17 protein-coding genes are annotated in these 18,366 nt (G+C 57.3%); 10 read left to right on the plus strand and 7 right to left on the minus strand.

The features are described 5' to 3' along the window. The first annotated feature begins 44 nt into the window (after nucleotides 1-44). The 5 genes from FQ179_RS13455 (at nucleotide 45) to FQ179_RS13475 (ending at nucleotide 6,012) form a co-directional block, all read left to right on the plus strand. Nucleotides 45-1,895 (plus strand): TonB-dependent receptor domain-containing protein, encoded by a 1,851-nt coding sequence (locus tag FQ179_RS13455; protein WP_149397839.1) that lies wholly within the window; start codon nucleotides 45-47, stop codon nucleotides 1,893-1,895. Nucleotides 1,896-1,899: 4 nt separating this feature from the next. After that, nucleotides 1,900-2,832 carry an ABC transporter substrate-binding protein gene (locus FQ179_RS13460; RefSeq protein ID WP_149397840.1) on the plus strand — a complete coding sequence of 311 codons (933 nt, stop codon included), beginning with the start codon at nucleotides 1,900-1,902 and terminating at the stop codon, nucleotides 2,830-2,832. 147 nt (nucleotides 2,833-2,979) lie between these two features. Beyond that, the gene (thiD, locus tag FQ179_RS13465) at nucleotides 2,980-3,807 is read left to right on the plus strand and encodes a bifunctional hydroxymethylpyrimidine kinase/phosphomethylpyrimidine kinase (protein ID WP_149397841.1); all 828 of its coding nucleotides are present in this window, start codon (nucleotides 2,980-2,982) and stop codon (nucleotides 3,805-3,807) included. Nucleotides 3,808-3,993: 186 nt separating this feature from the next. Beyond that, nucleotides 3,994-4,674, plus strand: coding sequence for a protein-L-isoaspartate O-methyltransferase (locus FQ179_RS13470; RefSeq protein ID WP_149397842.1), 681 nt, complete (start codon nucleotides 3,994-3,996; stop codon nucleotides 4,672-4,674). Continuing rightward, complete coding sequence (locus FQ179_RS13475) at nucleotides 4,675-6,012, plus strand: TolC family outer membrane protein (RefSeq protein WP_149397843.1); 1,338 nt, start codon at nucleotides 4,675-4,677, stop codon at nucleotides 6,010-6,012. 25 nt (nucleotides 6,013-6,037) lie between these two features. Here FQ179_RS13475 and FQ179_RS13480 read toward each other — a convergent pair whose 3' ends face one another. The 6 genes from FQ179_RS13480 to ubiE all read right to left on the minus strand — a co-directional run bounded on the left by FQ179_RS13480 (nucleotide 6,038) and on the right by ubiE (nucleotide 12,052). Beyond that, nucleotides 6,038-6,523, minus strand: a complete 486-nt coding sequence (locus FQ179_RS13480; RefSeq protein ID WP_149397844.1) for an adenylyltransferase/cytidyltransferase family protein — start codon at nucleotides 6,521-6,523, stop codon at nucleotides 6,038-6,040. Nucleotides 6,524-6,544: 21 nt separating this feature from the next. After that, nucleotides 6,545-7,399, minus strand: coding sequence for a ferritin-like domain-containing protein (locus FQ179_RS13485; protein ID WP_149397845.1), 855 nt, complete (start codon nucleotides 7,397-7,399; stop codon nucleotides 6,545-6,547). Between the two features lie 130 nt (nucleotides 7,400-7,529). Continuing rightward, nucleotides 7,530-9,086: a ubiquinone biosynthesis regulatory protein kinase UbiB gene (gene ubiB, locus FQ179_RS13490; protein ID WP_149397846.1), complete on the minus strand. Its 1,557-nt coding sequence runs from the start codon at nucleotides 9,084-9,086 to the stop codon at nucleotides 7,530-7,532. Nucleotides 9,087-9,089: 3 nt separating this feature from the next. Beyond that, nucleotides 9,090-9,728 (minus strand): SCP2 domain-containing protein, encoded by a 639-nt coding sequence (locus tag FQ179_RS13495; RefSeq protein WP_149397847.1) that lies wholly within the window; start codon nucleotides 9,726-9,728, stop codon nucleotides 9,090-9,092. Nucleotides 9,729-9,990: 262 nt separating this feature from the next. Continuing rightward, on the minus strand, nucleotides 9,991-10,959 hold the full coding sequence (locus tag FQ179_RS13500; protein ID WP_149397848.1) for a Tim44 domain-containing protein: 969 nt from the start codon (nucleotides 10,957-10,959) through the stop codon (nucleotides 9,991-9,993). 256 nt (nucleotides 10,960-11,215) lie between these two features. After that, the gene (ubiE, locus tag FQ179_RS13505) at nucleotides 11,216-12,052 is read right to left on the minus strand and encodes a bifunctional demethylmenaquinone methyltransferase/2-methoxy-6-polyprenyl-1,4-benzoquinol methylase UbiE (protein WP_149397849.1); all 837 of its coding nucleotides are present in this window, start codon (nucleotides 12,050-12,052) and stop codon (nucleotides 11,216-11,218) included. Between the two features lie 106 nt (nucleotides 12,053-12,158). Here ubiE and phoB point away from each other — a divergent pair, with 106 nt between their 5' ends. From phoB to FQ179_RS13525, 4 genes are all read left to right on the plus strand, one after another. Next, on the plus strand, nucleotides 12,159-12,860 hold the full coding sequence (phoB, locus tag FQ179_RS13510) for a phosphate regulon transcriptional regulator PhoB (protein WP_149397850.1): 702 nt from the start codon (nucleotides 12,159-12,161) through the stop codon (nucleotides 12,858-12,860). Between the two features lie 46 nt (nucleotides 12,861-12,906). Next, nucleotides 12,907-14,202, plus strand: a complete 1,296-nt coding sequence (phoR, locus tag FQ179_RS13515) for a phosphate regulon sensor histidine kinase PhoR (RefSeq protein ID WP_149397851.1) — start codon at nucleotides 12,907-12,909, stop codon at nucleotides 14,200-14,202. A 157-nt stretch (nucleotides 14,203-14,359) separates the two neighbouring features. Then, entirely contained in the window at nucleotides 14,360-15,091 is a 732-nt protein-coding gene (gene pxpB / locus FQ179_RS13520; protein ID WP_149397852.1) for a 5-oxoprolinase subunit PxpB, read from the plus strand. Next, nucleotides 15,088-16,089: a biotin-dependent carboxyltransferase family protein gene (locus tag FQ179_RS13525; protein ID WP_149397853.1), complete on the plus strand. Its 1,002-nt coding sequence runs from the start codon at nucleotides 15,088-15,090 to the stop codon at nucleotides 16,087-16,089. Before pxpB ends, FQ179_RS13525 begins: the two co-directional genes overlap by 4 nt. 113 nt (nucleotides 16,090-16,202) lie before the next feature. Here FQ179_RS13525 and ilvA read toward each other — a convergent pair whose 3' ends face one another. After that, nucleotides 16,203-17,753 (minus strand): threonine ammonia-lyase, biosynthetic, encoded by a 1,551-nt coding sequence (gene ilvA, locus FQ179_RS13530; RefSeq protein ID WP_255474990.1) that lies wholly within the window; start codon nucleotides 17,751-17,753, stop codon nucleotides 16,203-16,205. 43 nt (nucleotides 17,754-17,796) lie between these two features. Here ilvA and FQ179_RS13535 point away from each other — a divergent pair, with 43 nt between their 5' ends. Next, on the plus strand, nucleotides 17,797-18,318 hold the full coding sequence (locus FQ179_RS13535) for a YqaA family protein (protein WP_149397855.1): 522 nt from the start codon (nucleotides 17,797-17,799) through the stop codon (nucleotides 18,316-18,318). Nucleotides 18,319-18,366 lie beyond the last annotated feature (48 nt).

Here is an 18,366-nt window from a genome sequence, read left to right on the forward strand (position 1 = left end):
TTACGCTTTCGACGTGCGGGGACGCACGTCTTACCAGGTTCATCATGCCTTTCATCATTAAACGGCACACACTTGCCGTACTGTCCTGTTTTGCCACCGCAAGCGTCTTTGCGCAGACCAACACCATCCCCAGTCTTGACAACATCGTGGTTACACCTGGCCGCATGATCCAGTCAGAACAAGATGTTATTGGCGACATCACCGTAATCGATCACGAAACATTGCAAAAAGCGGGCAGCGACAGTGTGGCCGACATACTGGGCCGCCAGCCTGGTGTGCAGTTTTCTTCGCAGGGTGGCCCTCAAACCGTTACCAGCGTTTTTCTGCGCGGCACAGCGCCCCAGCAAACTCTGGTATTGCTTGACGGCATGCGTATTAATGGCAATGCCACCGGCAGTATTGCCTGGAACGCCATTGATCCGGCCATGGTCGAGCGTATCGAGATTGTGCGTGGTGCGGCCAGCAGCCTATATGGTTCCAATGCCTTGGGCGGGGTTATTAACATTATCACCAAGAAAGACGGTGATCGCCCGCTGTCAGCCTGGGCCAACGTAGGCATGGGCACCTACGACACATTCAAAACCAGCGCGGGTATTTCGGGTGCCGCTCAGGGCTGGGATTACGCACTGGCCGCCAGCAAGGCACAAAGTGAGGGGTTTAATGCCACCAACCGGCACAATGCCTTTGGCTACAACGCTGACAAAGACGGCTACGACCAGCATGCACTTTCTGGCTCTCTGGGTTACCGATGGGCACCCGGCCAGCATATTGGCCTGACCGCCTACAACGGCTACATAAATGGCGACTACGACGCCGGCGAGTTCTCACACCCGGCATACTCACTGACGCGCCAGCAGGCTTATACACTAACCAGCACCAATGAAATTACCTCATGGTGGGAAAGCGTGCTGCGCTATGGGTTTTCGAAAGACTATGGCGAAAGCCGCTACGGCACTGATAGCGCCGCTTATGGCACGCTGCAGCGCAACTACGCGTGGCAGAACAATTTCGCGCTGGGTCAGAACCAGAAACTTGGCGTGATACTCGAGCGCCTTGAAGAACGCCCCCGCGCAACCTCTTCGTATACGACCAATCGACGCAACACCAACTCGGTCGGCCTTACTTATCGCGGTGATTTCGGCCCCCACCATCTGCAGGCCAGCGTGCGCAATGACGACATTACCGGCTACGGTGACGAAACCACGGGCGGGCTTGGCTATGACTTTGACCTTGACCCCCACTGGACCATCGGCCTGGCCGGCAATACCGGCTTCCGGGCACCTACGTTTGCCGACATGTACTCGCCACTTAACTGGGGCTTTCAGGGCAACCCTGATCTGAAACCCGAAAAGTCGCGCAATATCGAGGCCCACATTCAGTACGCAACCGACACCACCCGCATCGGGCTGGTCGCGTACCAGAACAAGATCCGCAACCTTATTGAGGGCTATGTCTGTGACCCCGTCACCTGGGACTGCACGGCCAAAAACGTTGACGATGCCACCATACGGGGTTTAACGCTTACCGCTTCGCAGCAGTTTGGCAACACCACCTTGCACGCAAGTGCCGACTTCATGCGGCCACGTAACAACGGTACGGGCAAACAGCTGATCCGACGCGCCAAACAGGTGTACAACCTGAGCGCCGATCACCGCATTGGTGCCTTTAACGTGGGGGCTGAGTATCAGTTTATCGGCAAACGTTATGAAGACGTTGACAACACCGTCAGCCTTGGCGGGTATGGGCTGTTTAACCTGACGGGTGCCTACGAGGTAAGTAAAAACGTCGCTGTGCAGGTTCGCTGGAACAACGTCTTCGACAAGTATTACCAAAATGCCTACGGATACAACATGCCAGGTTCCAGCGTCTTCGTAAACTTCGCATTAAAGATGTAATGCCATGAACGCCATCCTGTTCGCAGGCAGGTCGACAGCCATGCTGCTTGCCTGTGTCTTGATGGCCGTCGCCTCGGGAACAGCCCGCGCTGAGAGCACCCGTTTGCCTCAAGAGGCCACTGCGCCCAGAGGGCAGACTAGCCATGCAGCGACCAGCGACGCCACCAGCACGACGCCCCGACGCGCTCTCGTGCTGGCACCGCATATTGCCGAACTCATGTACGCCGCCGGCGCAGGCCAGTATATTGTGGCCACCATAGACCGCAGCGACTTCCCCAGCCAGGCTCTGGCTATACCCCGGGTTGGCGATGGCATCAGCGTCAGCGCGGAAGCCTCGTTCTCTGCGCGCCCTGACATTATTCTCGATTGGCGGCCTTCGGGCGCCTCCAGCACGCTCAAGCCTCTGGCAGATCGTCTGGATATTCCTATCGTCTATGTCGCGCCACGCAGCCTGGATGACATCCCAAAACAGGTCGAGCGTCTGGGCCGTCTGTTTGGCACGGAGCACCACGCCAACGCCCGGGCGCAGGCGCTGCAGCAGCACATCGACAGTTTGCGTAGCCAGTATGGCCAGCGCAGGCCTCTGAGCGTTTTCATCCAGATCGGCGACCCGCCGTTATTCACCATTGGTAGTGACCCTGTGTTGAATGACGCATTAAAGGCTTGCGGGGGCAACAATATCTTCGCAGGCCTCGCGACCGAAGCCGCACAAGTCAGCCGCGAAAGTGTGCTGCTGAAACAACCCGATGTCGTTATTACGCCCCAAACTGACACACAACGCCTCCAGGCATTGCGCACCCGTTGGGCAGGCCTGGGCCTGGGCGCTGCACGCGATGGCAAGGTCTATGCCATCAATGCCGACCAGCTTTTTCGGCCGGGGCCGCGCCTGATCGACGCGACACAAAGATTGTGCACGTTGCTCGACGCGGCGCGCTAAGCTTTCGTGTCTTGCAGCGCGTACCGAACGTCTGTACGGGTACATGACGGGTCATCTCATGGCTCGTCATCCAGGGGCAAGCCTGCGTCTGGACGAGGAAATGGATTATTCTTCCATGTTTGATCACACTGCATATTGCTGAGAGCCATGATTCCCAACACGCTTACGATCGCCGGTGTAGACCCTTCAGGCGGGGCCGGTGTACTGGCCGACATCAAAGCCATGAGTGCCCTGGGCGCATATGGCACGGCCGTTATTGCCGCCCTTACCGCCCAGAACACGCTGGGTGTTACCGAAATTTCGCCTGTTCCCGCTGAATTTGTCACACAACAGATCAACACCCTGTTTGACGATGTGCGCATAGACGCCGTCAAAATCGGCATGTTGGGACAGCAGGCTGTCATTCGGGCTGTTGCCGACGCCATGGCGCGTTGGCGGCCGGCCCACCTGGTGCTCGACCCCGTCATGGTCGCCAAAAGCGGCGACCATCTGCTCGAACGGGCTGCGGTCAATGAGCTGCGTGAAAGCCTGATCCCCCAGGCAACCATGATTACACCCAACCTGCCTGAGGCGGGCGTGCTGCTTGGCACCTCCCCCGTCGACTCTTTGAAAGACATGCGACGTGCAGCAGAAAAACTGCGCCGGCTACTCGCTGATGATGGCGATCGTTGGGTATTTTTGAAGGGCGGGCACCTGCCAGGCAATGATACGGTTGACGTGCTGCACAATGGTGACAAGCTTATTGAGCTGCCCGGCAGACGCATTGAAACCCGCAATACACACGGCACCGGCTGCACGCTATCGGCAGCACTTGCTGCGCTACTGCCCCGCTGCGCCAGTGTGCCTGAGGCCGCAGCGCAAGCCAAAGATTATCTGGTTAAAGCCATTGCACGCTCAGGCGATCTATCGGTAGGCAGCGGTCACGGCCCGGTACAACATTTTCACGCCTGGTGGCCTCAACCAGACCAAACTTGATCCATCCCAAACACGCTCACAAGCAATCAGGCTATATTTATTCGTCAATGCCCCTGAAACACGGGGCGTGCCGCGCACCATAGTCAAATAAGCTATAGTAGCTTTCGATGGGCGCAGCCGCGCCTGCAACAGGCACCACACGCCTTTGCACTAAAATTTCTATTCTTCTGTTTTTCTCAAGACACTATGAACGTCACTGCCCTTTCAGAAATCGAACAGGCCCGGTTCAACATGGTCGAGCAACAAATTCGTCCGTGGGATGTGCTCGATGAAGACGTGCTTCAGGCGCTCTTCCAGGTGCCGCGCGAGCGTTTTGTGCCGGCCCAGCTACAAGGGCTGGCATTTTCTGACGTCGAGCTGCCCTTGGTGATCAACTCGGTTGATACGCGCGAAACCATGCTCACACCCAAGCTCGAAGCCCGTCTTACGCAAGAGCTGCAGCTCAAACCCACTGATTGCGTGCTTGAGATCGGCACAGGCTCGGGCTATCAGGCTGCCCTGCTTGGGCAGCTTGCACAACAGGTAACCAGTATCGAAGTCGACAGCCGCCTTGCAGCCTTTGCGCAAGAAAACCTGCAACGCAACCAGGTTGGCAATGTCAAAGTTGAGCTCGGTGATGCACACGAAGGCTGGGGCACCGCAGAGTTCGACGCCATTCTCGTAACCGGCTCTGTGCCTGTGTTGCCCGACGCGTTCAAGTACCAACTGTGCATTGGCGGCCGCCTGGTCGTCATTGTGGGTCAAAACCCCATCATGACAGCCTGTCGCATTACGCGCACCAGCGCAGCCAGTTTCGAAACCGAAAAGCTGTTCGATACGGTCATCAAACCGCTTCGTGGCGTGGCGGTGTCACACTTCAAGTTTTAAATGAACCCCTGGGCTGCACGCACCGGGCTGGCCCTGCTGCTGTCAGCAGGCACATTGCCCCTCTGTCATGGCCAAGACCTTCTCGAGGTCTGGCAAATGGCCAAAGCGCGCGACCCCATCTATGCCGCTGCAGGCGCTGGCCGCCTGGCAGACCAGGAAGTTGTACCCCAGGCCCGTGCACGCCTGCTTCCGTACATTACCGCCGGCGCGGCAGCTGAAGCGGATGAAGCCCGGCGCACACGAGGCCTGCACAGGCATCGTACCGATCGCCGCGCCCTGTGGGCACTGACACTCACCCAACCCATTATTGACGTGGGTGCGTGGAATTCTCTGAAACAATCTGAGTACATCGCCAGCTCCGCTGACGTGGCCCAGGCGGGGGCTTACCAGGATTTAATCCTGCGCGTCACGCAAGCGTATTTTGATATCCTGGCGGCGCAAGACACCCTGCGTGCGCTTATGGCTGAAAAGTCAGCCATAAAAACACAATTGCAGGCGGCCCAGCTCGGCTTTGAGCTCGGCGGCGTCACCATTACTGACGCGCAAGAGGCTCAGGCGCGACTCGATCTTATTAACGCTCAAGAAATTCTGGCGCGCAATATACTGCAAGTCACCCAAGATCAGCTGGCGCGCATTATTGCCGAAAGGCCACAACAGCTGGCCGAACTAGCGGCCAGTACCCAACTGCCCGCCCCAGAGCCCAATCGTCTCGAAAACTGGACAACGCAATCGGCACAGGCCAACCTTGCAGTCGCCCGCGCCGAGCTCGCCACGCGCATTGTTGAAAAGCAAATCGACATAGCCAAAAGCAATCATTACCCCCGCCTGTCTTTGCAGGCCCAAACAGGCAGCGCTTCAGACCAGGGCATTAATGCAGATCGCAGCGGCCCCCGATCACTCAACAGTTCGATAGGGCTGCAGTTATCCATCCCGATTTACGCTGGTGGAGAAATCTCTTCCACGGTACGAGAGCAAACCTCACGCCTGCAACAGGCGCGTTACGAGCTCGAAGATGCACGCCGTGTGGCAGTTGCTTCGACACAGCGGTATTTTTCGGGTGTTACGTCAGGGCTGGCCCGGGTGGAGGCCTTGCAGGCAGCAGAAAAATCCAGCCTGGCCGCGTTACAGGCCAATCAGACCGGATACGAATTGGGTGTGCGGGTAAACATAGACGTGCTCAATGCCCAGCAGCAACTGTATGAAACCCAGCGTAACCTTGCGCTGGCCCGCTACAACACGCTCATGGACAGCCTGCGTCTGAAAGCGGCGAGCGGCATTTTGACTGACGCCGACATCGTGGCCATCAACCAACTACTGACACACAGCGGTAAACCGTAAACGTCACAGCCCGCAAACCGCGCCCTCAACTGCCCCGTATTTTGCTCAATAGAGCGGTGGTGGATCGCTGGTGCCGAAACGGTATGGCTACCGCACGCCCGCCCCAGCTTTCAACGCTGGCCGTTTCAGGCAGCTCTGACATAATGTAGTCGCCACCTTTGACAATGACATCAGGCCTTAGCTGCTCAATAAGGGCCTGGGGCGTGTCTTCATCAAAAGACGTTACCAGCCCGACACTTTCAAGTGACGCCAGCAGCGCCGCCCTATCGGCCAGGGTGTTTAACGGCCTGTCGTCGCCCTTGCCCAAGCGCCGCACCGAAGCATCAGTATTGATCGCCACGATCAAGCTTGCGCCCAACTGCGCCGCCTCATCAAGATAGGTGACATGACCGCGATGCAGAATATCGAACACACCATTGGTAAAGATAAGCGGTCGGGGCAAGCGACCGCTGCGTACCGCATCGATACACGCCTGACGCGACAAAATTTTGGATTCAAAACGTGCAGTCATGGCAGGCTTGTTAGTGTATGTTCAGGCAGCAGGAACCAGATCTTTGTTCAGCTGTTTGCGATAGCGGTTAAGGTCTTGCACCGTATTAAAGGTGTTGTCCATTAGCAATGACATATTGTGCAAAATGCGTGAGCTAACTTTGCCTTCCCATTCTTTATCAAAATGAATCTGGTTATCAAGCCAGTTTTCAAGCCAACCCGGAGACGGCAGTTGAGACTGCACGGTATCCATCGGGTAGAGTTCTTTGTTGACGTGCAGATTGGTGGGGTGCAAAGCCTGGGGCGTACGGTGGGCTGATGCCATCAACACGCCAATTTTGGCAAATGCCATGCGTGCCTGCTGACCGTATTCTTGCCCCTGATGCATTAACGCACGCTTCATGTAGCGCAGGTAGGCACCGGCGTGACGTGCTTCATCTTGTGCCACAATTTTGTAAATAGCCTTGATGACCGGCTCAGTGTGCCAGTCGGCCGCGCGGCGGTACCAGTGGTTGAGCCGTATCTCGCCGCAAAAATGCAGCATGAGGGTTTCCATGGCGGGCGCCGGATCAAACTCAAAACGCACCTTGTGCAGCTCTTCTTCGGTAGGCACCAGATCTGGGTAAAAGCGACGCAAGTACTCCATAAGTACGAGCGAGTGCTTTTGTTCTTCAAAAAACCAGATTGACATAAATGCCGAGAAATCACTGTCGTCGCGAAAATCGCGCAGAAACATTTCAGTGGCCGGCAACGCCGCCCACTCAGTGATGGCATTCATTTTGATGGTGTATGCCTGGTCATCCGTAAGCTTGGAACGGTCGAAATCATCCCATGGGATGTCGGCGTGCATGTTCCAACGCACGGCTTCCATTGATTTGAATAATTCAGGATAAAGCATGGAATTCTCTCTTTGGTCCGGGGCACCGCAGGCCAGTATGGTATACAGGCGGCTTGGGGCGGCGTGTTAAAGGGTGGGCGAGCCTGCGGGTGTATGTGGAAATATTACCTGAGCAATGATTACCTGACTATTACACCCGCGTAAGGGCCCATATGGCGACACCTACCGCCACGGCGAGGATAGCGCACACGGTCATGAGCAGCCGGTTGGTTTGCTCTTGGGTACGACGCATGCGCTCCATCTGTGAGTGTAACTCAGGTGCAAACGAAGGCTTGCTAAGGTGTGCGTGCACCAGTCTGGGGATCTGCGGCAAAAGTTGCGACCATTGCCCCGCTTCTTTCTCCAGCTGCTTGCGCACCCCAGTTAGCCCTACCCGTTCGTGCATCCATTTTTCGAGGTAGGGCTTGGCAGTTTTCCAGAGATCAAGCTCAGGATCCAGCTCGCGCCCCATACCTTCGACATTTAGCAGTGTTTTTTGCAATAACACAAGTTGCGGCTGAATCTCGACATTGAAACGACGTGAGGTCTGGAATAGTCGCAGCAACACCTGACCAAGCGAAATTTCGGAGAGCGGGCGGTCGAAATAGGGTTCGCATACGGCGCGTACCGCCCCCTCGAGCTCTTCTTCGCGCGTGGTCGCAGGCACCCAGCCTGACTCAATATGCAGTTGCGCGACTCGATGATAATCGCGACGGAAGAAGGCAAGAAAGTTTTGTGCCAAATAATTTTTGTCAAACTCAGACAGCGAACCTACGATACCGAAGTCGAGCGCAATATAGCGACCGAGGCTTTCAGGTTGATCAGACACAAAAATATTGCCAGGGTGCATGTCGGCGTGGAAAAAGCCATCGCTAAACACCTGCATGAAAAATATTTCGACGCCTTTGCGACCCAGCTCGCGTGTATCAATGCCTGCCGCCTTGAGCCGGTCCATGTGACTGACCGGAATGCCACGCATACGCTCCATAGTAAAGATGGTTGTGGTGCAGTACTCCCACACCACCTCTGGAACCATAAGCAAGTGTTCGCGCCCGGTTTCGGGCGCAAAGTTACGGCGCAACTGGCTGCAGTTGGATGCTTCACGAATAAGGTCGAGCTCATCATGCAGATAGTTATCAAACTCGGCAACGACCTGACGCGGCTTAAGCCTGCGCCCGTCAGCAGCCAGGCGCTCTACCAGCCCGGCCAGAACACCCATGAGCGCCAGATCTTTTTCAATAATGTCGCGCATGCCGGGCCTGAGCACTTTGACGGCGACATCACGACCATCGTGCAGTACGGCAAAATGCACCTGGGCAATCGACGCGGACGCCACGGGGTCGGTTTCAAAATGCTTGAACAGTGTGTAGGGCGATGCCCCGAGCGCGGCCTCGATGGAGGCGGCTGCCTGTTCTGACGGAAACGGCGGCACGCTGTCTTGCAGCAGTGCAAGCTCAATGGCAACGTCCAGAGGGATGAGATCGCGGCGCGTGGAAAGGACTTGCCCAAACTTGACGAAAATTGGGCCAAGCTCTTCAAGCGCCATCCGCAAACGAACACCTCGGGGTGTGCGCGGAGCCCGCCCAAACCGCACGACACGCAACAGGCTATAGGCCATCGGGTGCTTGATACTGGACAGCACCAGCTCATCGAGTCGGTAGCGTAGTGCTACCCAGACGATGCGAAAAAGACGAAAAAATATAAACATGTATCAGGCCTTTGCCGAGGGGGTGCCCCTCTGGGCGGGGTTGAGCGCGCCTACACGCGCTTCAAGCAACTCAAGCCGCTGCAGCATGGAGCGCATATCGGCCGACAACCCCTGAAACGCCGCACGCCCTGTCATCAGGCCGCTTTCTTCGGTCATATACTCGGAGACATTGCCTGCAAGACGTTCGGCGGCCTGCTCCATACCGCTGGCCGCCAGTTTGCCGGCCCCCACCAGGCGAGCGGTAGCCACATCGCCCACGACGCGCGAAAGATCGTTTTGCAGATCCCATCGCAAACTGCGTGCCAGGTCAGAAACCACCTGAGCCAGCGCCGCGTCGCCTTCCACATGCAGCAACGCCGTTAGTGCCGACGGATCACGGCTGCGCAGCACCCCGGGAAGGCTGGCAAGCCGGGCGACCGGGATGGTAAACGTGGCATTGGGGACAATGGCGGGGTCAGACGTCGCCACAAACCCCGAGCCCTGAATAGACAGATTGACTATTCCAGGGCCAACGATGAAACGCACTGATTTACCCGCATGGGGCTCCAGGCGTTCGCGCGCCCACGGCTCGCGCCGAAGCAAAGCGTTCAACGCAGAAACGGGCAGTTGGGCGGGTTTGGGCAGAAAAGGCAAAGAAAACATGTTTGGCGCGGGCGGCAGTGCCGAAATCGAATTAGCCTGTATAGCAAGACGTCAAGTTTAACGGTTTTACACGCAACTGAGAGATACAAACCAAAACGATAAGGTCTGAAGGCGGCCGCACGAGGTGTACGGCCGCCTTCAGACGGATTAACGGGTTGCCGCCAGCGCCAGGCAGAGCCCTGACAAACAACCCGCCAACGCCCAGCCCTGTACAGGCTTTCAGGGGCATAGGCCAGCTTGCCCGCCCCTTGCCCACTTGGGCTTAACTGGCGTTATCGAGGGGTATTTGCTGAATGCCCGCAAGCAGCCAGCCAGCGCCGTCAGCCTTGTAGAGATTCCAGACTTCTTCGAAACGGAAGGCCTCGGTATTGGGTGACTCGCGCAGCATGCCAGAGTAACGGACGCTGGCCAGATGACCACCTGAAACGGTTTCAATACCAAGCAGCTCGGCATTAAGCAGCACCACCTCGGTGACATTGCCGGCATCGCGCTGCATGAGCTCTGGCTTGACCTCGGCAATGAGGTCGTCAGTCATGTAGTCGCGAAGCTCATCAAGATTGCCGCTGTCCCAGACCGATTGGATTTTAATGAACTGCGCCTTGGCGTTGCCCAGAAAGGTTGCCGTGTCGAAGTCGCCGGGAATAAACCAGGACTCATCTACGGGAGGTGCGGGTACCGCCGCCACTGAAGACGCAGCGGGGACGGCAGCCAGCGGAGGCGTAGCTGCACGGTCTTGTTGTGCAAGACCTTGCCGTTGCATGGGGCTGGCCCCATGCGCGCCGTGGCCGGACTGCTGCATGGCAGGCCGCGCCATGCCCCCACGCAGTTTGCGTACCAGGAAGATGACAGCGAACACCACCAAGCCTATGAGCAGCATACTGGACATGAACTCGAGGAAGGCACCGGACAGCCCCATGCTGGAAAGCAGGGCCGCAATGCCCAAGCCGGCGGCTATGCCGGCGAGAGGGCCAAGCCACCGGGACATGCCACTTTTTGCAGCGGCACCGGCAGCTGCAGCACCAGCGGCCGGTGCGGCGCTGCGTTGTGCGGAGGAGGCGGCGGCAGGCGGCTTGGCAGCCTGACGCTGTTTCATGATATTGCTGGACTGCTTGCCGAAGCTTCTGCCGCCGCCCATGCGGCGAGCTTCTGCATCGAATGAGACCGTAAGCATGGCGCCAGCGGTAACCACGAGCAAGAGCGCGGCCAGCAGACGTGAACCTTTGTTAAACATTTAGTGCTCCTGTATATGGCGCGCATACCAACGCGCCACCAGATTGAATGTATGGTCTTGGTAAGGCAGCAACAGAACGACTATGCGCCAGGCTCCGGCAACCTTACGAGAACCTGAACATTATCATAAAGTGGGCGGCGGCGGGAATGAATTTTGCATCAAACGATACATTGCCCGCATGAACAGGCGCGCCGCGAATGGAAGGACGATATTGTTTTGCCTGGCTGCATAACCCTGCAACCAGGCGCAAGCCGGTTCAATCGAGCCGGACACCCTCATGCAGGGCCACAAGCCCGGCGTTGAGATTGAAATACCGTACACGTGACAGCCCGGCGTCACGCAACATGCCTGCCAGGGTTTCCTGATCAGGATGCATGCGAATAGACTCGGCCAGATAACGATAGCTTTCTTCGTCACCCGCTACCTTGCCACCCAGCCACGGCAACACGTTAAACGAGTACCAGTCGTAGACTGGAGCCAGAGGCCGCGCGATGTGGGAGAACTCAAGCACAAGCAGCTTGCCACCCGGCTTGAGCACGCGACGCATTTCGGCCAGCGCAAGCTCTTTATGAGTCATGTTGCGCAGGCCAAAGGCTACGCTGACCCGGTCAAAATACGCATCGGGAAACGGCAGCTTCTCGGCGTCGCAGACAGATACGGGCAAAAGCATGCCCCGATCAGCCAGCCGGTCACGGCCAACCCGCAACATAGACTCATTAATGTCAGTGAGCCACACCTCGCCGGTTTGACCGGCACGCTTGGCAAACGCACGTGCCAGATCACCGGTGCCGCCAGCAATGTCGAGCACCTTCATGCCCGAACGTACATCAGCCTGACGGATGGTAAACGCCTTCCAGATACGATGCAGGCCGCCCGACATCAGGTCGTTCATGACGTCGTAGCGACTTGCTACCGAATGGAACACCTGGGCAACCTTGCTGGCTTTTTCGCCTTCTGCAACCGTTTTAAAGCCAAAGTGCGTGCTGGCCTGCTGATGCGTGGACGCACCCTCGGCAGAAAAGCGATTGACGGCGTCGGCAGCCGCGCCTTCGGACCGGGCCCGGTCTTCTGGGGAAGAAGTGGTATTTTGCATGATTAGATAATCGTACATCATTATTGAAAGTCGGCTCCATTTTCACAAACCTGACATATTCGCGACATATGATGCATGTCATGAAAAACTACTATCATCCCGCACCATGAGCACAACAATCCTTGTCGTAGAAGATGAACCCGCCATTCAGGAACTGATCTCGGTCAATCTATCGTTTGCCGGGCACAAGGTATTGCGCGCTTTCGATGCCGAACAGGCGCAGACGCTCATCCGGGCCGAGCTACCCGACCTGATATTGCTTGACTGGATGCTGCCGGGCGCCTCGGGCATTACCCTGGCGCGCACGTTGCGCAGCGATGAACGCACCCGCAATGTGCCGGTTATCATGCTGACCGCAAAAGGGGCTGAGCACGACAAGGTCGAAGGCCTGGAGGCGGGTGCCGACGATTACATTACCAAGCCCTTTTCACCCAAAGAACTGGTGGCACGCATTAAGGCGGTGCTGCGCCGACGGGCCCCCCAGCTAACTGATGACATTATTACAATGGGCACACTTGCCCTTGACCCAACCACCCACCGGGTTACCAGTGATGGCCTGGCGCTCACCGTGGGTCCCACCGAGTTCCGCCTGCTACACTTTTTCATGACGCACACTGAAAGAGTGTTCTCACGTGCGCAGCTTCTTGACCAAGTCTGGGGCGACCATGTTTTCGTCGAAGAACGTACGGTAGACGTGCATATTCGACGTCTGCGCAAAGCGCTGGAGCCCGGCGGCCACGATAACCGTATAGAAACCGTTCGTGGCGCGGGCTACCGCTTTACTGCAAACCCTGTAAAAAAAGACTGAACAAACACATGCCCCATGGCTGCGGTGGTTCCAGAGATATGAAGTCATGACCAAAACCTTGTTTTCCATCGGCGCCTGGGCGCTATTAGGCTGGCTTGTCGGTTCATGGCTGGGGCCAAAGGTTGGCTGGGGTCTGTTCTCGCTCGGTCTGCTGATCATGATACTGGTCAGCGGCTGGCAGTTGTCACGCATCGCTCACTGGGCCAAAAACGTTGATGACCCGCCCCCGCCCTCTATGGGCCCATGGGACGATATTCTGGCGCCTATTTATCGCAAGCTGCGCAACTCAACCCGCGAAATGGGCCTGCTAAAGCGTAATCTCGACAGCCTGATGCAGGCAGCTGAGGCCTTGCCCGATGGTGCCATCACACTCGACGAGGCCATGCAGGTAACGTGGTGCAATCAAACTGCCAGCGAGCACATTGGGTTAAATCTGGAAACCGACCGCAACCACAGCATTCTGAACATTTTGCGCGAGCCTGAGTTTGCCCGCTACGCCCGCCAGAACAAATGGCCAGGCCCCGTGCTGCTTCATCTTACCTACGATGGACACGAAAAAAGCCTGCTGGCGCAGTTGACCCAATATGGCGTAGGCCAGTTTCTGCTGGTAACCCGCGACGTGACACAAGTCGAAAAGCTGGAAACCACCCGCAAAGATTTTGTGGCCAACGTGTCGCACGAATTACGCACGCCGCTTACGGTATTGGCAGGCTTTCTGGAAACCCTTTGCGACATGCCGCCCGAGGCATTCAGCCAGGCACAGCGCGACCACTACCAGCGGCTGATGCTGGAGCAGGCTCAGCGCATGCAGGCCATCGTGGCTGATCTGCTGACACTCTCGGCGCTTGAATCCTCACCGCAAGCGGGCGGACGGCCCATCCAGCTTGGTCAGGTGGTACACGAAGCCCTGCAACAAGCACGTATTTTGTCGGGTGGGCAGCACGTGTTTGTAGAGAACATCGCTCACGATATCTGCGTGACCGGCAGCGAAACCGAGCTGGCCTCAGCCGTCTCCAACCTGCTGACCAATGCCATTCGCTACACCCCTAAAGACGGAACCATTACCGTAAGCTGGTTTATGACTGAAGATGGCCACGCCTGTTACAGCGTCCAGGACACCGGCATCGGCATTGCAGCCCAAGACATTCCTCGCCTGACAGAGCGCTTCTACCGTGTAGATCGTGGCCGTTCACGTGCCACCGGCGGCACCGGCCTGGGCCTTGCCATCACAAGGCACGTGGCCCTGCGTCACAACGCCGAATTAACCATACACAGCCGGCTAGGGGCTGGCAGCACGTTTTCGCTTATCTTCCCTTCTTCGCGCCTGAGCACAGCGCGCTAGCCAAACGGCCTTTGCATAGGCAGCCCGCTGCGGCGCATGCACTAAAGACAGCCAGGCAGGCACGAGGGCACATTGGGCATGCCGATCAAGCCCTGCTGCCTTAAAATCAGGCACAATATCTGACGCGCGCATTAAACAATAACGAATGGAGACCCCCATGCCTGCAGCGACAAAACACGCCTGCCCGCCATGGGCACTCGCCCCGCAGGGCGACCGCTGCCTCATACTCACTTTTGGCGAAACCATTGATGTTGCCGTCGGAAAGCGTTGCGCCGCTGCAGCCTGGGCACTGCGACAGGCTAACCTTCTGGGCGTTACCGATATTGTTCCTGCCTTTACCACGCTGGCTGTACATTATCAGCCGCAAGTCGCCGACCGTGGCAATAGCCTGAGCCGGCTCGCCAGCGAGATCGAGCAGGTACTCGCCAGCGAACTCGCCGACCAAACCACAGCCACACACGGAAAGCAAGTGGACATACCCGTCTGCTACGGCGCAGAATATGGCCCTGACCTGGCCGACGTGGCAGCACATACGGGCCTGAGCACCGACGAAGTCATACGCCTGCACAGTGCAGAGCCTTGTTATGTCTTTATGCTGGGTTTTGCACCCGGTGCTCCCTATCTGGGCGTGCATGATGTCCGGCTCGATATAGGGCGTCGGCCCACACCCCGCACGCGACTGCCGGCGGGCTCCGTCGCCATCGCCAACCGCCAAACCATGATCTACCCCAATGCCTCGCCGGGTGGCTGGCATATTATTGGCGCAACGCCTGTCACGCTGTTCAACCCCGTTGAAAACCCGCCCACGCTGCTCTCTCCCGGCGACATGCTGCGGTTTATCCCTGTGTCGGCCGAGGAGTTTCTTGCGATTAAAGGTGGCCAGTCATGAGCATTACGGTAATCAAACCGGGCCTGCTGTCCACATTCCAAGACGGTGGCCGTCTGGGTCATCAGCACTTGGGCGTACCTGTAAGCGGTGCCATGGACACGCGTGCCCATCGTCTTGCCAATTTGCTGGCGGGCAACAACGCCGATGAAGCCACGCTTGAAATCACACTGACCGGGCCTGAACTGCACTTTGATGCGCCCGCCTGCATAGCCATCAGTGGTGCAAGATTAGGCCCGTGTCTTAACGGGCAGGCTGTACCCAATGACCGCCCTCTGGTCGTAAGCGCCGGCGACAGGCTGACGTTCGGTGCGCGCCAATCAGGCGTTCGCGCTTATCTGGCGTGGCATGGTGGTGTAGAGATTCTGCCTGTGCTGGGAAGTCGCAGCACCTATGTACGTGGCGGCTTTGGTGGGCTTGATGGGCGCGCGCTAAAAAAAGGCGATACGCTGACGCTACGCCGCTCGCTGCAGCAGCACGACCTGCAAGCCCTGGACCGCGAGCTTTGGCACATAAAAATATACCTGCCCGCCATACTCGGCCTGCAGCCGCGTGCGGCCTTGCGGCTACTGCGCGGCCCTCATACTGGCCTGTTTACCGAGGCAGCCATAGATACCCTGTTTTCAGCCGAGTACCGCGTCAGCCCTGATTCTGAACGCATGGGCTATCGCCTGCAGGGGCCATTATTGCCACTGAAGCAAGCGACCCAGTTGCTGTCTGAGCCAACCAGCTTTGGTGCCATCCAGGTGCCGGCCGACGGGCAACCTATTATTTTGATGGCGGACCGGCAGACCACAGGCGGCTATGCCAAGATCGGCCATGTTGCCACCGTTGACCTGCCGCTGGTTGCGCAATGCCTGCCCGGCGAGAAGCTGAAATTTACCGAATGCACGCTAGAGCAGGCCCAACGGCTGGATGCCCAGCGCGAGGCTGCGTTTGAACAATTGAATCAAATGCTAGCACCGGTACGGGCACTATTAAATGGCGGGTCGGCAAGCTGAAACCCCGCCACCCGTTAACTCGCTCCGCTATCCAGCCTCGCCGCTAAATGCGAGGCTGAACACGACAAATAGAGCGATTCTTGGTTTTACACAGGAGTTTGCTGCCGATCAGCCTACAAAAACAGCTTGTAGGCCGGGTTATCGGTTTCGTTCCAGTAGATGTAGCCCAGGCCATCAAGAAATGCCCGAAACTCTTTTTTGTCTTCGGGCGGAACCTGTATACCCACCAGAATACGACCGTAGTCGTCGCCCTGGTTGCGGTAATGGAACAGGCTGATGTTCCAGTTGGGGCTCATGTTGGAAAGAAACCTTGTGAGTGCGCCGGGACGCTCAGGAAACTCAAAACGAAACAACATTTCATGCTTGGCCAGCACCGAACGCCCCCCCACCATGTAGCGCAGGTGGGTTTTGGCCATTTCATTGCCTGTCAGGTCAAGCGTAGGAAAGCCTTTTTTCTGAAAATTGGCAGCCAGCTTATGCTGCTCGGCCTCTGAGCGTATTTGCAGGCCTACAAAAACATGTGCCTGCTCGGCTTCGGAAATGCGGTAATTAAACTCGGTAACACTGCGATCACCCACTGCCTCGCACAAGCGCAAAAAGCTGCCGCGCTGCTCAGGTATGGAGAGCGCAAACAAGGCTTCGCGCGCCTCGCCAACGTCGGCCCGCTCTGCCACAAAGCGCAGGCGGTCGAAATTCATGTTGGCACCACAGGTAATGGCAACCAGCGTTTTGCCTTTCCATTTGTGGAGCGCAGCGTAACGTTTGGCCCCGGCGAGCGCCAGCGCTCCGGCGGGCTCAAGTACGCTACGGGTATCCTGGAACACGTCTTTGATTGCGGCACAGATGGCGTCGGTATCGACCTGTACGTAGTCATCGACGTACTCGCGGGCAAGCTTGAAGGTTTCAAGCCCCACCTGCTTTACCGCCGTACCGTCTGAAAAAAGCCCAACGTCGGTAAGCGTAATACGCCTGCCGGCCTTAATGCTGCGGATCATGGCGTCTGAGTCAAAGGTTTGCACACCAATAATTTTAATGTCTGGTCGCAGTTGCTTTACATACGCCGCCACGCCGCTTATAAGGCCACCGCCGCCAATGGCAACAAAAATGGCATCAATGGGCCCTGGGTGCTGGCGCAGGATTTCCATGCCGACCGTGCCCTGCCCGGCAATGACATCAGGGTCATCAAAGGGGTGCACAAAGGTGAGTTTTTCTTTCTTTTCGATCTCTTTGGCATGCGCGGCTGAATCAGTAAAGCTGTCCCCAAACAACACTACTTCGCCACCCAGCGCACGCACAGCATCAATTTTGACCGAAGGCGTGGTAACAGGCATGACGATAACTGCCCTGCACCCCAGGCGTTTGGCTGACAGCGCAACCCCTTGAGCATGGTTGCCGGCCGATGCGGCGATAACACCACGCTTGAGGTCGGCGGCGGACAGGTTGGCCATTTTGTTATAGGCCCCGCGAAGTTTAAAGCTGAAAACGGGCTGGGTATCTTCGCGTTTCAGCAACACGGTGTTCTGGATACGGGCAGAAACCTGGCTGGCCAGATCGAGCGGAGACTCGACCGCAACGTCGTAAACCTTGGAGGTAAGTATGCGCTTTAGGTAGTCGGTAGACATGTATGAGGGGCGATGAGAACGGCGCGGAGCAAAAGCGCTCAAGAAAAAGCTCAAGTCAGACAGAATACCATTACACTAGCGCGCTATGGAAGCTTGGCTGCATGCATCAATTACCTGGCTATTGGCAACGTTCGCGTTGCCAAGTGTAGGCCTGAGCGCCATATTCTTCGTCAGCCTGATATCTGCCACGCTATTGCCGCTGGGCTCCGAGCCAGCCGTATTCGGCTACGTGAAGATTGCGCCTGATATGTTCTGGCCGGCCGTACTGGTGGCCACAGCCGGCAACACGATTGGCGGCGCGATCAGTTACGCCATGGGGCTGGGTGCCGACAAAGCCTATGAACGCTGGCGAGAAAAACACCCTTATCAGCCGCGCACCAAGGCCGGTGGGCGGTGGCATGATTACATTGGTTATTGGCTAAAACGCATGGGCCCGCCTGCACTGCTTTTCTCGTGGCTGCCTGTGGTGGGCGACCCTCTGTGCGCGGTGGCAGGCTGGTTGCGCATGCCCTTCTGGCGCAGCATGGTGTATATCGCCATCGGTAAATTTTTGCGTTATCTGGTCATGACTGCCGGGCTACTGTGGATCTTCCCGCAACAGATTTAAACCACGTTTTAGCAATGGCCAAACCTCCTGTCATCCACGGCACCAGCT

Source organism: Pusillimonas sp. ANT_WB101 (assembly GCF_008369125.1).
Lineage (GTDB): Bacteria > Pseudomonadota > Gammaproteobacteria > Burkholderiales > Burkholderiaceae_B > Allopusillimonas.

Coding starts and splice junctions, on each gene's coding strand:
- FQ179_RS13525 (WP_149397853.1), top strand. CDS start 15,088: ATGAGCATTACGGTAATCAAACCGGGCCTGCTGTCCACATTCCAAGAC.
- phoB (WP_149397850.1), top strand. CDS start 12,159: ATGAGCACAACAATCCTTGTCGTAGAAGATGAACCCGCCATTCAGGAA.
- phoR (WP_149397851.1), top strand. CDS start 12,907: ATGACCAAAACCTTGTTTTCCATCGGCGCCTGGGCGCTATTAGGCTGG.
- FQ179_RS13470 (WP_149397842.1), top strand. CDS start 3,994: ATGAACGTCACTGCCCTTTCAGAAATCGAACAGGCCCGGTTCAACATG.
- FQ179_RS13500 (WP_149397848.1), bottom strand. CDS start 10,959: ATGTTTAACAAAGGTTCACGTCTGCTGGCCGCGCTCTTGCTCGTGGTT.
- FQ179_RS13485 (WP_149397845.1), bottom strand. CDS start 7,399: ATGCTTTATCCTGAATTATTCAAATCAATGGAAGCCGTGCGTTGGAAC.
- FQ179_RS13455 (WP_149397839.1), top strand. CDS start 45: ATGCCTTTCATCATTAAACGGCACACACTTGCCGTACTGTCCTGTTTT.
- FQ179_RS13475 (WP_149397843.1), top strand. CDS start 4,675: ATGAACCCCTGGGCTGCACGCACCGGGCTGGCCCTGCTGCTGTCAGCA.
- ubiB (WP_149397846.1), bottom strand. CDS start 9,086: ATGTTTATATTTTTTCGTCTTTTTCGCATCGTCTGGGTAGCACTACGC.
- thiD (WP_149397841.1), top strand. CDS start 2,980: ATGATTCCCAACACGCTTACGATCGCCGGTGTAGACCCTTCAGGCGGG.
- FQ179_RS13535 (WP_149397855.1), top strand. CDS start 17,797: ATGGAAGCTTGGCTGCATGCATCAATTACCTGGCTATTGGCAACGTTC.
- ubiE (WP_149397849.1), bottom strand. CDS start 12,052: ATGCAAAATACCACTTCTTCCCCAGAAGACCGGGCCCGGTCCGAAGGC.
- FQ179_RS13460 (WP_149397840.1), top strand. CDS start 1,900: ATGAACGCCATCCTGTTCGCAGGCAGGTCGACAGCCATGCTGCTTGCC.
- pxpB (WP_149397852.1), top strand. CDS start 14,360: ATGCCTGCAGCGACAAAACACGCCTGCCCGCCATGGGCACTCGCCCCG.
- FQ179_RS13480 (WP_149397844.1), bottom strand. CDS start 6,523: ATGACTGCACGTTTTGAATCCAAAATTTTGTCGCGTCAGGCGTGTATC.
- FQ179_RS13495 (WP_149397847.1), bottom strand. CDS start 9,728: ATGTTTTCTTTGCCTTTTCTGCCCAAACCCGCCCAACTGCCCGTTTCT.